We start from the raw sequence: 15,130 nt of genomic DNA, 5'->3' as shown, positions 1-15,130 counted from the left end.
CCCGGCCTTTCCGGTGTTGGACCCGGCGTCGTGATCTCCGTCAGGGTGGACCCATGATCCCCATGAAAGAGCTGCTCAGCGGCATGCCGCTGTCGCCCGCCCAGATCGGTGTCCTCCTGAGCCTGGTTCACCCGCCGGGGCTGACGGCTCAGAACATCACAAACGGGTGGCCCACGAAGAGGCCGAAGCACAGGAGGTTCAGCACGGGCACGACGTAGTGCCGCGGCAGCGGGGATCACGGCGCCCTGGATTGACCTGTTGGCCGACCGGAGGCAGGCTACGGGCCGGTCCCGGCTGCCGGCGGGGCTCAGGCCGCGAGCACCCGCCGCTGCCGCAGGGGTCGCTGAAGGCCCAACACGTTCGTCTGACCTGCGACAACGCCTTCGGATTGCATGCGGTGGCGGTAGTCGTCGCCGCGGTTCGGCACAATTACCGATATGCGAGTCGGATTGCTCGGACCGTTCGAGGTCCGGAACCATGACGGGGCCGTGGTAGAGGTTCCGGGGATTCGGCTGCGCGCACTGCTGGCGGCGCTCGCCCTCGAACCCGGCCGGATCGTCACGCGGGCGAGGCTGGTCGACTGGATCTGGGGGGAAGAGCCGCCCGCGGACGAAGTGAACGCCTTGCAGGCGCTGGTGTCCAGGCTGCGCAGGGTGTTGCCGGCCGGTGTGATCGAGGCGGATTCCGGTGGATACCGGCTGGCCCTGGCTGCTGATGCCGTGGACGTGTCCCGGTTCGAGCAGCTGGTCGGTCAGGCCCGTGCCGCCGAGCCTGCGGCGCGGGCGGATCTGCTGCGCCCGGCCTTGGCACTGTGGCGTGGTACGGCCATGGCGGACATCGCGCTGCAGGGCAGCGACGCGTTCGACTCCGCGGTCGCGCGCCTGAACGAGCTCTACGTCGCCGCGCTCGGGGATCGGGTGGATGCCGACATCCGCCTCGGCCACGGCTCGGAGTTGGTCTCCGAGCTGACCGACCTGGTTGCCACGTACCCGCTGCGGGAGGGGTTCGTGGCGGCCTTGATGCGAGCGCTCGCCGAGGCGGGACGTGAGAACGAGGCGTTGACCCTGTACCAGCGGACGCGCGAGCGGCTCGCCGAGGAGCTGGGCGCCGATCCGTCGGCCGAGCTCTCCGCGCTGCACACCGCGTTGCTCCGTGGCGAGCTGGGCCGGCGGACGGAGAACCACAGGACGAACCTGCGCGCCGAGCTGACGAGTTTCGTCGGCAAGGATGACGACATCTCCGCGGTCGCCGAACTGGCCGTCAAGCACCGGCTGGTCACCTTGACGGGGGCGGGCGGCTCGGGCAAGACCAGGCTGGCCACGGAGACCGCGCGAACGATGCTCGCCGAGCTGCCGGACGGGGCGTGGCTGGTCGAACTGGCCTCGGTGGGGGCAGGCGGTGAGCTGGCGCAGGCCGTTCTCACCGCGATCGGCCTGCGTGACCAGGCACTGCTCGGCGGCGCGCGGGCCGGGGACCCGATGGATCGACTCATCACCGCGGTCCGGGAGCGCACGATCCTGCTGATCCTGGACAACTGCGAGCACGTGATCGAGGCGGCCGCGGCCTTCGCGGATCGGCTCCTGGGAGAGTGCCGCAGGCTGCGGATCCTGGCCACGAGCAGGGAACCGCTCGGTATCTTCGGGGAAGTGCTGTGGGGGGTCGAGCCACTCGCGCTGCCCGCCGAGGGAGCCGACCCCTCCGAGGTCGCGTCCTCGTCCGCGGTGCGGCTGCTGCGGGACCGCGCGGGTCTGGTGCGCAAGGACGTCGGCTCCGACGCGCACACCTTGGCGACCATGGCGCGGATCTGCCGGGCGCTCGACGGGATGCCGCTGGCGATCGAGCTGGCCGCGGCACGGCTGCGCACCATGTCCGTCGATCAGCTGGCACGCGGGCTCGACGACCGTTTTCGTCTGTTGACCGGCGGCAGCCGTACGGCGCTCTCCCGGCACAAGACGCTGCGCGCGGTCGTGGACTACAGCTGGGACCTGTTGACCGAGGCCGAACGCGGCGTGCTGCGGCGGCTGTCGGTGTTCTCCGGCGGGGCGAGCCTGGAGGCGGCCGAACGGGTGTGCGGGGGCGAGGCGCTCGCCGGGGAGCAGGTGTTCGACGTGCTCACCGCGTTGATGGAGAAGTCGCTGCTGCTCGCCGACGGCGAGGACACGCCGCGCTACCGGATGCTCAACACCATCAGGGAGTACGCGGCGCACCGGCTCGCCGAGGCCGGGGAGACCGAGCAGGCGCGCCGGGCGCACCTTGCGTACTTCACCGAGCTGGCCGAGACGGCCGATCCGCACCTGCGTCGGGCCGAGCAACTGGAATGGCTGTCCACGCTCGAGGCCGAGCACGACAACATCAGCGCGGCCCTGCGCGGGGCGACCGCCGAGGGATGGGCCGAGGAGGCGGTGCGGCTGGTAGGGGCCGCGGGCTGGTACTACTTCAGCAGGCACAGGGTCGAGGGCGCCGAGTTGAGCATCGCGGCGGTCTCGCTGCCCGGTGAGGTGTCCGATGAGGTGCGGGCGTTGGCGTGCCTGATCGTGACCATCTTCGTGAGCTCCGGGGTCGGCGGCGATCAGTACAAGGCGCAGGAGTGGATCCAGGAGGCGTACCGGTTGTCCCAGCGCAGCGGGTATCACCACCCCCTGCTCGGGTTCGTCGGGCTGCTGGAGCGGATCCTGGAGGGTCCGACGGACTTCCTGCCAGCGTTGGAGCCGCTCATCACCGATGATGATCCATGGGTGCGCGCGCAGGCCAGGCTCACTCGTGGCCGGTTCCGGCTCACGCTCGGCGGCGACGAGACCGACGTGGACGTCGACGCCAAGATCGCCCTTGCCGAGTTCCGCACGCTGGGTGACCGGTGGGGGATCTCGTTGGCGCTGACCTTCCTGGCCGAACGGCTCGCCATGCGCGGCGAGTTCACGCGCGCGTGCGAGCACTACGAAGAGGCGGCCGTGGCGCTGACCGAGATAGGCGCGACCGAGGACGTGATCGGCCTGCGGGCGCGGCAGGCTCAGCTGTACTGGCTGCTCGGCGATGAGCGATCCAGCACGTCCGCCATGGCAGAAGCGCAGCGGTGCGCGGGCGGGATCGCATGGCCGGACGCGCTTGCCGAGCTGGCGCTGTCGAAGGCGGTGCTGGCGCGCTGGCGCGGCGAGCCGGAACAGGCACGCGAGCACCTGGCCACGGTGCGGGCGGTGCTGGGCGACTCGGACAGGGTCGGCTCCATCCTTGCCAAGACCATGGACCTGTACGGCTACCTCACCGAGGATCTCGAGACGGCCCGCGCGCACCGGACCGAGGCGTTCCGCAAGACTGTGGAGCATGCGTATCTACCGGCGGTCGCCGAGGTGTTGATCGGGATCGCGGATCTCGCGCTGCGCCAGGGACAGTACGAGCAGGCCGCGCGGCTGCTCGGGGCGAGCGACAGCGTGCGCGGTACGCCGGATCGTTCGTTGCCGGACGCTTCCAGGATCGCCGCGGACACGCTGAATCGCCTCGGCGAAACCCTGTTCACCGAGGCGACCCATGACGGTGCGCGGAGGGACTGGCGCGAGCTGGCCGAGATCACGCTCGCTTCGTGAACGACGCGCGCGCCCAGAAGTAGCCGATGAACATGATCCCCACGCACCAGGCGATCGCCGTGATGGCCGAGCCCGTCGACGGCGCGCCGGTCAGCAGCCCGCGCAGGGTTTCGATGATCGAGATGAACGGCTGGTACTCGGCGAACTGCCGCGCACCCGGCCCCATCTTGTCGGCCGGCACGAATGCACTGCTCAAGAAGGGAAGGATCATCAGTGGGACGCCGGCGAGGCCCGCGCTCTCCGGCGACTTCGCGGCGAGACCGCACGCGGATCGAGTCCCGTCGTGGGCTCGTCCAGGAAGATGATCTGCGGGTCGCCGACCAGCGTCATGGCGAGGTCCAGCTTGCGGCGCATGCCGCCGGAGTAGGACGCCGATCGAGGTGGGAGACGCATTCGCCCACTCGTGGCGGCCGAAAAACCGTTGCGGGCGAGGGCCGCGACGCGGAACGCTTCCGGCGTGGATATGCACGCCAACCAGCTGACGGTGTCACCGGAGACAGTACGCGCCTTGGTGGATGAGCAGTTCCCCGAGTGGCGGAGCCTGCCGATCACCGGCATCGCGGCCCACGGGACGGTCAACGCCATCTTTCGCATCGGCGACCGCTTCGCGGCTCGGTTCCCTCTGCAGGACGGGCACGTCGACGCGATTCGAGGCTGGCTGGAGTCCGAAGCGGAAGCCGCCCGCGAGCTGGCAGGTCGCACGCGGTTTCCCACGCCCGAGCCCGTCGCGCTCGGTGAGCCCGGCGCGGGATACCCCCTCCCGTGGTCGGTGCAGACCTGGCTGCCCGGCGACGTGGCCACCCATGAGGACCCGGGCGAATCGGTCGCGTTCGCCCACGACCTGGCCGATCTCATCAATGACCTGCGCGCGATCGACACGCGTGGCCGCACGTTCGCCGGCCAGGGCCGGGGAGGCGACCTTCAAGCCCATGACGGCTGGATGGAGACCTGTTTCGAGCAGAGCGAACAACTCCTCGACGTCCCCCGGCTTCGCCGGCTGTGGCAGGACCTTCGGAGCCTGCCGCGCAAGGACGCCGACGTGATGACCCACAGTGATCTCATTCCGGGCAACGTGCTCGTCTCGGCTGGTCGGCTGGCCGGGGTTCTCGACGTCGGCGGCTTCGGACCGGCCGACCCTGCTCTGGATCTTGTGAGTGCCTGGCATCTGCTCGAGGCCGGGCCGCGGCAGGTGCTCCGCCTGGACCTCGGGTGCGACGACCTGGAATGGGAGCGCGGCAAGGCGTGGGCCTTCCAGCAGGCGATGGGCGTCGTCTGGTACTACCTCAAGACCAACCCGCCCATGAGCCGGATGGGCCGACGCACTCTGGACCGCATCCTGAGCTCCGGATCCCGCTGGCCGTCGTCATGAAACTTTCACCGGACCTCGGCGGTCCGAAATCCAGGAATGCTCCTTTCATACCTGGCCACACCCCCGTTTCTGCTGGGTGACCGAAAACACCGGAAAAGCCCACTGATACGAAACAACCCCGCCGACGAATATCGCACTGCGCGTTCCAGATGAGACATGAACGACGGCGACGTCACGGGGAGAATTCGACATGGGGGACCTCTTCGGCATGCTCAAACGCAGGGCCGACGACAACGCGAGGAGAGTGGTGGACGCCTGCGCCGGCGAGATCGCCGGTTTCCAGGCGATCGAGTCCGGATCGCGGGCGTCGATGATGGAGTTCGCGGTCGTCGTACGGCGTCGGACGGCCGAGCTGGCCGCCTCCGGCGAGCCGCTGCTGGAAAGCGACCTGGCCTTCATCGAGTCGGTCGGCGAGCAGCGCGGCGCACAGGGCGTGGCACCGGGTTGTCAGCGCGGCGCGCTCGCGCTGCATGCCGCCTTCACGCTGCGCGAGATCTCCGAGGCGGCCGGGCCCGGCGATCTGGCCGACACGATGCGCATGATCGACTGGCTGGCCGAGCAGGGCACGGCGGCGCAGGCGGTCTACACCCGCGGCTACTTCCGGGGGTACGAGCGGTTCCTGCCGACGGCCTCGCGCGTCCACCTGCTGGCCACCATGGTGCTGCACGACGACCCGATGGCCGGCGAGCTGGCCGGGAGCCTCGGAGTGCCGGTGACCGAGCACTATCTGGTCACGGTGGTGCGGGTGGCCACGGAGCCGCCGGAGCAGTGCCGGGAGGAGGTCATAGGCACCCTGTTGCAGCGGCACCGCATACCGTTCGGGTGGCAGGAACCGGACGAGTTCGTGGCGCTGGTGCCGTACCACGGGACGCGGCCGGAGCACCGGGCGGCGGCCGAGGGATCCGGGCTGGCGCTGGCGCGGGCGGTCGCCGAGGTCGTGGGGCGGCCGTGCTCGGTCGGCACCGCCCACGGTCGCCGCCGCGCGCTGGTCCCGGCGGCCGCGCTGGCGCGGAAGGTCAGCCGGGTGGCGCCGATCGAACGGGTGCCGCGCCGGCCGTACGGGGTGGCCGACGTGTTCGCGGAGCTGGGGGCGGTGGAGACGCCGCAGGTGGACCAGTGGCTACGGGAGACGGCGCGGCGGCTCGGCGACGGGCCCGACCTGGTGCCCACGCTGGACGCCTACTACCGCAACGACATGAACCGGCTGCGTACGGCCGAGTCGCTGCACATCCATCCGCGCACGCTCGACTATCGGCTGCGGCGGGTGCGGGAGCTGGTCGGGATCGAGCCGGGCTCCACGCACGGCGTCCGGGTGCTGAGCACCACCGTCACCCGGCTGCTGGCCGGCGCGTGGAACGAGCACGGCTTTATCTGACCGCCATTTTGACATTAGTGATAACCGCCGGCCCGGCGCCATGGCGGAGGTTCTCCCGAAGTGACGATGACCGGCGCTCCTGGCTTGGCGAAAGTATCACTGGTAAGGCTCGGCCGGGCCGAAAGGGAAATCCAGCGAAAGGTTCGATCACATGGCAGTACATGCGAGAAGAATGCTCGTCGGCGTGCTGGCCGCGATCACGGCGCTGCTGTTCTCTGTCGCGCTTCACACGGGTTCGGCCGCCGCGGCTCCCGAACGCGGGTTCACCGACCAGTCGACCACGACGCTCAAGGACGCCCAGGGCAAGGACGGCGGGGCCGCGCTGACCGCCACCTACTCGTGCTCCCGGAGCGTCCCGATCCCGGCGTACTACATCGACATCGACTGCTCGGTGTTCACCGGGGCGATCAGGATCCTGGTGACCTGCTCCGACGGTTACCAGTTCGCCAGCCCGATCATCTTCGCCGGGAACCGGTTCACCGGGCGCGGCACGTGCGGACCGCCGTGGACCGTACGCTCCGCCAACGCCGAAACGGTGTTCTGACCGGTCCATCCGTCCCCCGAGCCACCCGGAACCACCGGGTGGCTCAGGCGCGTCGCCAAGCTCGGGGATCGGAGTCGCTCAGGCCACCAGGTGCTGCTCGGCCAGTTCGGTGAGCGTCACGGTGCACAGGCCGCCGCGCTCCGCCTTGACGTCGGTCACCTTGAGCTGGGTGCCCGGGGCCAGGATGAACTCCTCCTCGCCGGTGAACGCGGAGAAGCTGCGGATGCCGACGGCCCGGGCGGGGTGCACCTCGAAGAGGGTGCGCTTGCCGCGGCGGCCGAGGAACGCCTGGGCCACGCCGAGTTCCGACGTGCACGAGGACACGCCCCACCACGTCACGGTCCGGCCGAGCGGGTACTGCGCCCGCAGGTCCAGCGACACCCCGCGCCACAGCGGTTCCTTGCGGGCCGGGAGGCGCGACACGGCCGAGAACAGGAGTCGCAGGTAAGGGAGGTACGGAACGATGCGGGTCCGGTCCGGATTGCGCAGGGTGGCGTTGATCTGCCGGTAGAACGCCGACTCGCAGGTGTAGAGGTAGAGAGCCGCGATCTCGTCGGCCGACAGGCCGTCCACCGCATCGGCCGACTGCTTCTCGCCGAACCGGTACGACTGCTCCGTGTGCCAGTCGAGCCCCGACAGCAGCTTGGCCACCGGGGAGACGGCCTCGCGGAAGTCCATGAGCGGGGTGTCGAACACGCCGGTGATCGCCGGCAGCTCCAGGCCCTCGTCCTTGACGCTGGCGAGCCGTTCCAGATAGAGCTTGTGCAGCTCCATCGTGGAGGCGATGAACGCCCCCATCCGGTCGGCGGTGTCCGCGTCCGCCCCGCCGCCCTGCGCCGCGAGCTTGTTCCACCCCTTGCTGGGCAGCCAGTCGATCTCGTCGGCGCCGAGCGCCGCGAGTGCCGCGTTCACGTCGGCGAAGTGGTTACCGTCGCAGAAGATGTCGCCCTGCGCCGCGGGGTTGGGGTGGTCGATGTGCCGGACCTCGACCTCGGGGTACTTCTTCTGGAGCCGGAGCACGACCTCCTTCAGGCTGCGCGCGTGCGCCCCCCACCACGCGAACACCACGCCCCGGTCCGCCTCGTCGGCGTTCTGCTTGGCCCTGAGGATCTCCTCGACGAGCTTCTCGACGACCGGCCGCCAGAACGCGGTGTGCTGGTCGGTCCCCATGGCCCCGTCGCCGCTGGCGGTGAGCGCCGCGTTCAGCAGCAGCACGCCCTGCGTGAGCATCGCCTGGAACCACTCGGGCGGCTGCACGGTGTCGTGCTGCTTCAGCAGCGCGCGGATGTTGGCGATCGGCGTCTTCTTGGGGATCCCGTGCTTCCACATCGCCGCCGCCTTGATGATGCAGCGGATGGTGATGACCTTGCCGAACTGGCTGTCGGCCCAGTCGTGGAAGGTGTTGTCGAACATCGCGATGCCGGTGGCGCTCTCGGCCCGCGGGTACGGGTTCTGGCCGAAGACGACGACCTTCCACTTGTGCGGCGGGTTGGGCTTGAGCGCCTGGAAGGTGAGTTCGCGGACGGGGACGACCTGAGGGCTGCGGTTCGGGCCGATGAAGGTGGCGGCGGCCGGTTGTGCCTCGATGACCGGCTTCAGGAGCGGTAGCCACGGCTCGCCGCCGCCCTTGAAGAGGTCGGCCAAGGCCAGCGGGTCACCCGGACTGTGCGCGTCATCCGGTCCGGGCGACGTGGGGTCGGCGTCAGGTGACGAGGGGGTGTCGGCGTCGCGCATCGATGGGCTCCCGGGTCGGCGAGGCGTGCCGGTGGCGGCACAGGGGACTGAGGTGGAGGCATTGTGCCGCGTGAAGATCCCGAATGTGATGCGTTCGCATACGCGGAGATCATTCACACATCCCAGGCAAGATCCGGTTTTGTCGTTGTGGAGCTGTATGTTCGTGTCCGCTGGAAACGTCCCTCCCCTCGCCTGGAGTGAGCCATGACCGTCGATCCCGTGCAGCCGCCGCTCAAGGTGGTCCTGGTGGACGTCAACGCGAAGGTGGTGCAAGAGTGGCTGGCCGCGTTCGCCGACACCCCTGAGGTCGAGATCCACAAGGGCTCGATCCTCTCCGAGCAGGCCGACGCCTGGGTCAGCCCGACCAACTCCCGCGGGCGGATGGACGGCGGGGTCGACGCGGTCATCAAGCGGCATCTCGGGGCCGGGATCCAGCTACGCGTCCAGCGGGCGATCCGCGACCGGTTCGACGGGTCACTGCCGGTGGGCAGTGCCGTGTGCGTGCCGTCCGGGGCGACCAACCCGAAATTCCTGATCTCGACGCCGACGATGGTGCAGTCGGCGCAGGACGTGAGCGAGACGCTGAACGTGGCCATGGCGTGCGCCGCCGCGTTCCAGGCCATCCACATGCAGAACGAGAAGGAGCCGGGCAGCATCAGGTCGGTCGCGCTGGTCGGCATGGGCGCGGCGACGGGCCAGGTGCCGCCGAAGGTGTGCGCCAACCTGATGTGGACCGGCTACACGCTGTTCAACGACTACCGCTTCGAGGACTACGACGACCTGCGCAGGACGATCCGCGAGCAGCTCGACGACATCGACAGCCGCCCCGAGGAGCGGGTCCGGATCAAGCCGCCCACCGACAGCCCCCGGGGCTGACGCCGCGGCGAGGTCACTCCCAGACCGCGGACTCCGGGTCGACGCCGTGCGCCTTCGCGTTCGCGAAGATCACGTCGCGCAGCCAGGCGGCCAGGCCCGGTGCGACCGCGTCGAAGTGCTCCGCGAACCCGGGATCGGCGGCGTACATCCGCCCTATGCACGCCTGCATCGAGTGCGTGCAGTCGAAGTACGTCGAGATCAGCGCGCGGTGGCGCTCGGCCAGGGCGTCGGCGTCGTCGGAGCCGGGCACGACGCCGGCGCGCATCGCGGCGGCGAGGTCGGCGTTCAGAGCTTCGGTCGTGGCCGCGATGCCCTTCCAGTCCTCCGGTGTCATCGCGGCGGCCCGCTCGGCGTACTGTGCCCACTGCACGGTGTCACCCCAGCGGTCCTCGGCCTCCTCGACCCAGGCGGGCTGCCAGTCGTCGCCGAAGATCTCGACCTGCTGCTCCGGGGTCAACCGGATCCCCTTCTTCGACGCCTCCAGCATGCGGTCGACCGCGCTGACCATCTTCTGCAGCCGGGAGATGCGCTCCACGAGCTCTGACCGCTGCCGGCGCAGGTGGTCGCGCGCGTCGACGTCCGGGTCGTCGAGGACCCGGCCGATCTCGGCGAGCGGGAACCCCAGCTCCCGGTAGACGAGGACTCTGTGGATCCGGGCGACGTCGTCGTCGGAGTAAACCCGGTATCCGGCCCAGGTGCGCCCGCTCGGGCGTACGAGGCCGATCGTGTCCCAGTGGTGCAGCGTCTTCACGCTGACCCCGACGAGCGCGGCCGCCCGGCCAACGGTGAGGATGGCCATCAGCTCAGTATCGCTCACCCCGCCCGGGCCTTGATGCGCCGTCGGTGAGGTCGGCCGGGGCGGCGGCGATGCGCGAGACCAGCGAGTCGGGCCGGAACCGCGTGGGTGCGGCCGAGGTCGGCGGTGACGTGCAGAATCCGGTTGAAGGTCCTGAACGCCTCGTCGTCACCCGGCTTCATCCGGCGGCGGTGAATGCGGTCGTACCAGTACTTCTGCTCCTCCTCGATCCGCGGCAGGAGCTCGGCGCGGGTGAGGGTGCGTGCTTCCTCGACGGTGAGCCTCGCGAAGCCCGGCATGGCCTCACTGTGCCTGCGCTTCGGCTCTCGGCTGACAATCCCGCGAAACATTAACTGGCTGCATTAGTCTTGCCACCGTGAGTAACAGAGTCCTCCGGCGGATCGGGCGGCGCGGCGCGTCCCTGGCGTTCGTCGGCCTGTTATCTCTGGCCATCGCCGCCTCGCTGGCCTTCGCGCCGGCGAGCCAGCGTGCCACCCCCTCCTATGCCGTGCTGGCCTCCATCGCGCCGCTTGACGTCTGGGCGGTGCTCTGGCTCGCCACCGGCATGCTGTGCCTGGTGCAGATGTTCCTGCGCTCCGACCGGATGGCCTTCGCCGCCGCCACCGCGCTGGTCCTCCTGTACGGGCTGGTGTTCCTGGCCTCGACGTTCACGGGAGACAATCCGCGAGGCTGGGTCGGGGGTGCGGTGTGGCTGGCGTTCGGCGGCTGGATCACGCTGATCGCGACCTGGCCGGAGGCCGTCACGCTCGACCGGCTCCCGGGCTCCGGCTCGGCGGTGATCGTCGCCAACGCCGCCGGGATCATCCAGTCCTGGAATCCGCAGGCCGCCACCATGTTCGGCTGGAGCACCGACGAGGCGGTCGGGCGGCCGTTGACGATGCTCATGCCGGCGCGTTTCCGCGACAGGCACGACATGGGGCTGACCAAGGTCCGCGTCCACGGCCACTCCGAGCTGGCCGGTCGGATCATTCCGCTGGTCGGCCTGCGTCGCGACGGCACGGAGTTCGCCATCGCGCTGACCGTCAACGCCTGGCACAGCGACGACGGGATCACGTACACCGGCGTGATACGCCCAGTGGAAGGAGGCCACGCTGACTGACATCCTCATCCAGGTCGCCCTCGGGATCGTCCCGCTCGGCGTGGCATACCTGGCCTTCCGCTCCGCCACCGACGCCAACAAGAAGACCCAGCAGACCGCCATCCTCCAGGCCGAGCGCCAAGCCGAGTTAGAACGCTCCAAGGTGGACGCCGAGGCCTTCCTCAGAGCGAAGACGATCTACGAGGACGCGCTCAGCCAGATGGAGAAACAGCTGAGCAGGGTGCAGAATCAAGCCTCCCAGCTCGGCGCCGACCTGATCGGCGAGCAGGGCACGACCACGGCGATGCGCGACCAGATCGGCCAGCTCCAGGCCCAGATCCGCGCGCTCGAACGCACCGTCGTCGCCCTGCGCGCCCAGCTCATCGCCGCGGGGATGGCTCCCGTGCCCACGTCCGAGGCCACCGGCCCCTACTTGCGCAGACGCCTGCTCGGCGAAGGATAGAAGACCGGCCCTCGGCGCTGACCGCCGACCATCTCAGGGCCGAACGATCGGGCTCCCCCCGCCCGCTTCCACCGCCACGTCCGCCCGCTTCCTCCGTTGATCAGAGCCCGTGTGCCTCGGCCAGCAGTTCCGCCGAGCGCAGCCAGACCTTCCTGTCGGTGGCCGAGAAGGCGACGATCAGCTCATCGGCGTCGGCGAGCTTGGCGAACCGGTCGACATACTCCTTGACCTCCGCCGCGTCCCCGACCGCCGAATACTTGGCCATCTGCACGATCTGCTGCCCGGCCGGCGACCCGAGGATCATGTCCGCCTCCTCGGTCGTGAACGTGCGCCCCCGCCCCAGGAACCTGCTCACCCTCAGCCGCTTCGAGGCCAGGAACTCCTCCTGTGCCTCCTCCGACGTGTCCGCCGCGATCACGTTGAGCGCGGCGATGACATAGGGCCGGTCGAGCTGCGCCGACGGCTGGAAGTCACGCCGGTAGAGCGCCACGGCCTCCTCCAGGGCGGTCGGGGCGAAGTGCGAGGCGAACGCGTACGGGAGCCCCAGCGCGGCGGCGAGCTGAGCCCCGAACAGCGACGAGCCGAGGAGGTAGAGCGGGACGTTCGTGCCCTTGCCCGGCGTGGCGTCCACGCCCGGGATCCGGGACTCACCCGACAGGTAACCCTGCAGCTCCAGGACGTCCTGCGGGAACGTGTCGGCGGCCGACGGGGTGCGGCGCAGGGCGCGCATGGTCTGCTGGTCGCTGCCCGGCGCCCGGCCGAGGCCCAGGTCGATGCGTCCCGGATGCAGGGTTTCGAGGGTGCCGAACTGTTCGGCGATGGTCAGCGGAGCGTGGTTCGGGAGCATGACGCCGCCCGCCCCGAGGCGGATCGTCCGGGTGTGGGCGGCGACGTGGGCGATGAGCACGCTGGTCGCCGAGGAGGCGATGCTGGCCATGTTGTGGTGCTCGGCGTACCAGATCCGCCGGTAGCCCAGGTCCTCGGCCCGCTGGGCCAGGGCCACGCTGGCGGCGAAGCTGTCCGCCGCCGTCTCGCCCTCGCCGATGATCGCCAGATCAAGGATGGACAGCGGCAGAGTCATGAGTACGCGCCTTTCGCAGAGCGGTTCGACCTGGCTCTGGACAACAGCCGCGAAGGCGCCGTTATTTCACCGATGGGCCCCTGGCGGGCTCAGGGGCCCATCGAGTCTCATGACGCCGTACAGGTCACCGGTGACGGGACGCCGTTCTGGCCGTTCCAGTTGGCGACGAAGCCGAACGTGGTGCTCGCTCCGGCCCCGAGGGCGCCGTTCCAGTTGAGGTTCGTCACGGTGACGGTGCCGCTGCCCGAGAGGTTGCCGTTCCAGAGCTGCGTGATCGTCTGCCCGTTCGGGAACGTCCAGCCGACCTTCCAGCCGGCGATGCCGGCCGAACCCGTGTTCTTCACGGTGACCTCACCCTGGAAGCTGCCCTGCCACTGACTCGTCACCTTGTACGTGGCCGCGCATCCCGCGGGGCCGGTGGTCGGCGTCACGGTGGGAGTGACCGTGGGCGTCACGGTCGGGGTCACGGTCGGGCCGACGGTGGGCGGCGGGGCGGCGACGGCCAGGTCGTAAGCCCGCTGCGGCACGAACTGTCCCGCGCTCGCGATGCACCCGTCCGCCTCGCCGGGCGGCTTGACCCAGAGGTAGGCGGCGACGGCCGAGTCACCCGTGTTCGTGGTGCTCCAGATGCCCGTGGCGCGGCCCGCCGGGTCGCACCACTCGCTGCCCTGCGGCCCGTTGCCGTTGCGGCTGGTGTCGACGACCGCCTTCAGCCTGGACACGCCGGTCGCCGCGATGATGCTCTTCGCGTACGACACCAGGCCCGGGGTGGCGCGGTAGTTGGAGGTGTTGACGGCGATGCCGTCGGCGCTGTTGGCCACGTCCGCGCCGGTCAGCCTGGACGCGGCCTCCGAGGGGGCCAGCCAGGCGTCGTGTCCGATGTCGAAATAGACCTTGACCTGCGACGACGTCCCCCTGAACTTCTTCCCGGCGTACGCCATGGACGCCTTGACCTCGGCCTGCTGCGAGGCGTTCATGCAGTTCGTCATGATCGCCAGCGCGTCCGGCTCCAGCACGATCGTGGCGGGCCGGCCGCCGAGACCGGCCGCGATCTGGTCGATCCAGGCCCGGTACGACGCGTGGTCCGGCGCGCCGCCCGCGCTCGCGCCACCGCAGTCGCGGTTCGGCATGTCGTACACGACCATGATCGGGACCTTGCCCGCCGAGGCGGCGGCGCCGACGTACGCGTCGACCTGGCTGCGCACGGTGGCAGGGTTGTACGTGGCGAACCACCGGCCCTGGGGCACGGCGGCGATCCGGTCCCTGATCACCTGGGTGCGGCTGTCGTTGGGGTTCGCGGCGACCCATTTCGCCGCGTTCGTCTGCGGATCCACGTAGAAAGCGGAGTCGGCGGCCTCGGCGGTGGACGAGGACAGGACGATCGCCCCCGCCGCGGCCATGGCGGCCGCCGAGAGGAGCACCGCCAGGACGGGCCTTCTGCGAAACATGAAATTCACTCCGTCCGTCATGTGGGAGCGCTCCCACCGGCTCCTCGGATCGTAGGTAACCGTCAGTGCCCGCTCAAAGACATCCGATCGCTGCCATCCACGTCTTCCCAGGCCAGGCCCATGGCAGGGGGTGAAACTTTCAGCGCAGACAGGCCTCGAAGACCGCGGTCAGGCGGTCGACGTCGGCCGGGCTGGGCGCCTCGGGGCCGAGGCGGCGGCGCATGGCGCCGATGCCGAGGAAGACCGCCGTGGCCATGCGGGCCCTGGCGTGGGCGTCCGGGCCGCCCAGTTGCTCCTCGAGCGGGTCGAGCAGCGCCGTGATCAGGCGCTCGCGGGCGACGGCCTGGATATCCGGATCTCCGGCGGAGCGTTCGAGGGTGCGCAGGATCGGGCTCTCCGGCGGGTGCTCCATGCGCTCGGCCGCATATTCCGCCAGGCGGCGCGGCAGGCTCCCGCGGTCGCCGCCGAACAGGTCCCTTATGGTCGGCTCCCCGTCCAGGACCGCGCCGAAGAGACCGGCCTTGGAGCCGAAGTAGCGGCCGACCAGGGCGATGTTGGCGTCCGCGGCAGCGGCGATCATGCGAACGGTCACGCGTTCGTACCCCTGCTCGCCGAAGAGCGTGCGGGCCGCACGGAGGATCCGCTCGCGAGTGGCCTCGCGGTCGCGGGGCCTCGCCTCAGACACCTGAGCATCCACACCCCGAACTCTACTGAACGCACCCCCCACTTGCCGCGCGGCTAGTAAACGGGCGTATACTCAAGTTCGC

At 70.0% G+C, this 15,130-nt stretch carries 15 protein-coding genes and 1 pseudogene; 8 read left to right on the top strand and 8 right to left on the bottom strand.

What is annotated here, in order from left to right; all coding sequences use genetic code 11:
- Positions 1–53 precede the first annotated feature (53 nt).
- Positions 54–218 (top strand): hypothetical protein, encoded by a 165-nt coding sequence (locus ACWDX9_RS02785; protein WP_449948194.1) that lies wholly within the window; start codon positions 54–56, stop codon positions 216–218.
- 219 nt (positions 219–437) lie between these two features.
- Positions 438–3,578, top strand: coding sequence for a BTAD domain-containing putative transcriptional regulator (locus ACWDX9_RS02780; protein ID WP_449948192.1), 3,141 nt, complete (start codon positions 438–440; stop codon positions 3,576–3,578).
- Here the strand turns inward: ACWDX9_RS02780 and ACWDX9_RS02775 are convergent.
- Together ACWDX9_RS02775 and ACWDX9_RS02770 are read right to left on the bottom strand one after the other, a co-directional pair.
- Positions 3,562–3,774 carry a hypothetical protein gene (locus tag ACWDX9_RS02775; RefSeq protein ID WP_449948189.1) on the bottom strand — a complete coding sequence of 71 codons (213 nt, stop codon included), beginning with the start codon at positions 3,772–3,774 and terminating at the stop codon, positions 3,562–3,564. The genes ACWDX9_RS02780 and ACWDX9_RS02775 overlap by 17 nt on opposite strands.
- Positions 3,775–3,839: 65 nt before the next feature.
- A pseudogene (locus tag ACWDX9_RS02770) lies at positions 3,840–3,953 on the bottom strand (ATP-binding cassette domain-containing protein); the annotation flags it as partial.
- A 28-nt stretch (positions 3,954–3,981) separates the two neighbouring features.
- Here ACWDX9_RS02770 and ACWDX9_RS02765 point away from each other — a divergent pair.
- The 3 genes from ACWDX9_RS02765 to ACWDX9_RS02755 all read left to right on the top strand — a co-directional run bounded on the left by ACWDX9_RS02765 (position 3,982) and on the right by ACWDX9_RS02755 (position 6,866).
- Positions 3,982–4,947: an aminoglycoside phosphotransferase family protein gene (locus ACWDX9_RS02765; protein WP_449948187.1), complete on the top strand. Its 966-nt coding sequence runs from the start codon at positions 3,982–3,984 to the stop codon at positions 4,945–4,947.
- A gap of 190 nt (positions 4,948–5,137) precedes the next feature.
- Positions 5,138–6,322, top strand: coding sequence for a PucR family transcriptional regulator (locus tag ACWDX9_RS02760; protein WP_449948184.1), 1,185 nt, complete (start codon positions 5,138–5,140; stop codon positions 6,320–6,322).
- Between the two features lie 151 nt (positions 6,323–6,473).
- Complete coding sequence (locus ACWDX9_RS02755) at positions 6,474–6,866, top strand: hypothetical protein (RefSeq protein ID WP_350732479.1); 393 nt, start codon at positions 6,474–6,476, stop codon at positions 6,864–6,866.
- Between the two features lie 78 nt (positions 6,867–6,944).
- Here the strand turns inward: ACWDX9_RS02755 and ACWDX9_RS02750 are convergent, their stop codons facing one another.
- Positions 6,945–8,600 carry an ADP-ribosyltransferase domain-containing protein gene (locus tag ACWDX9_RS02750; protein WP_449948181.1) on the bottom strand — a complete coding sequence of 552 codons (1,656 nt, stop codon included), beginning with the start codon at positions 8,598–8,600 and terminating at the stop codon, positions 6,945–6,947.
- 204 nt (positions 8,601–8,804) lie between these two features.
- Here ACWDX9_RS02750 and ACWDX9_RS02745 point away from each other — a divergent pair, with 204 nt between their 5' ends.
- The gene (locus tag ACWDX9_RS02745) at positions 8,805–9,476 is read left to right on the top strand and encodes a macro domain-containing protein (RefSeq protein ID WP_449948178.1); all 672 of its coding nucleotides are present in this window, start codon (positions 8,805–8,807) and stop codon (positions 9,474–9,476) included.
- 13 nt (positions 9,477–9,489) lie between these two features.
- Here ACWDX9_RS02745 and ACWDX9_RS02740 read toward each other — a convergent pair whose 3' ends face one another.
- Together ACWDX9_RS02740 and ACWDX9_RS02735 are read right to left on the bottom strand one after the other, a co-directional pair.
- Positions 9,490–10,275 (bottom strand): MerR family transcriptional regulator, encoded by a 786-nt coding sequence (locus ACWDX9_RS02740; protein WP_449948176.1) that lies wholly within the window; start codon positions 10,273–10,275, stop codon positions 9,490–9,492.
- Positions 10,276–10,289: 14 nt separating this feature from the next.
- Entirely contained in the window at positions 10,290–10,571 is a 282-nt protein-coding gene (locus ACWDX9_RS02735) for a hypothetical protein (protein WP_449948173.1), read from the bottom strand.
- A 77-nt stretch (positions 10,572–10,648) separates the two neighbouring features.
- Between ACWDX9_RS02735 and ACWDX9_RS02730 the strand changes: the two genes are divergently transcribed.
- Both ACWDX9_RS02730 and ACWDX9_RS02725 read left to right on the top strand, forming a co-directional pair.
- Complete coding sequence (locus tag ACWDX9_RS02730) at positions 10,649–11,392, top strand: PAS domain S-box protein (RefSeq protein WP_449948172.1); 744 nt, start codon at positions 10,649–10,651, stop codon at positions 11,390–11,392.
- A gap of 40 nt (positions 11,393–11,432) precedes the next feature.
- Positions 11,433–11,834, top strand: coding sequence for a hypothetical protein (locus ACWDX9_RS02725; RefSeq protein WP_449948171.1), 402 nt, complete (start codon positions 11,433–11,435; stop codon positions 11,832–11,834).
- A 100-nt stretch (positions 11,835–11,934) separates the two neighbouring features.
- Here the strand turns inward: ACWDX9_RS02725 and ACWDX9_RS02720 are convergent, their stop codons facing one another.
- The 3 genes from ACWDX9_RS02720 to ACWDX9_RS02710 all read right to left on the bottom strand — a co-directional run bounded on the left by ACWDX9_RS02720 (position 11,935) and on the right by ACWDX9_RS02710 (position 15,048).
- Complete coding sequence (locus ACWDX9_RS02720; RefSeq protein ID WP_449948168.1) at positions 11,935–12,915, bottom strand: LLM class flavin-dependent oxidoreductase; 981 nt, start codon at positions 12,913–12,915, stop codon at positions 11,935–11,937.
- A 107-nt stretch (positions 12,916–13,022) separates the two neighbouring features.
- Positions 13,023–14,363: a glycoside hydrolase family 6 protein gene (locus ACWDX9_RS02715; RefSeq protein WP_449948165.1), complete on the bottom strand. Its 1,341-nt coding sequence runs from the start codon at positions 14,361–14,363 to the stop codon at positions 13,023–13,025.
- Positions 14,364–14,502: 139 nt separating this feature from the next.
- Positions 14,503–15,048, bottom strand: coding sequence for a TetR/AcrR family transcriptional regulator (locus ACWDX9_RS02710; protein WP_363977382.1), 546 nt, complete (start codon positions 15,046–15,048; stop codon positions 14,503–14,505).
- Positions 15,049–15,130 lie beyond the last annotated feature (82 nt).

The organism is Nonomuraea sp. NPDC003201, assembly GCF_053590415.1.
The sequence above is the reverse complement of the archived record's forward strand: the minus strand, read 5'-3'. Positions and strand labels throughout refer to the sequence as shown.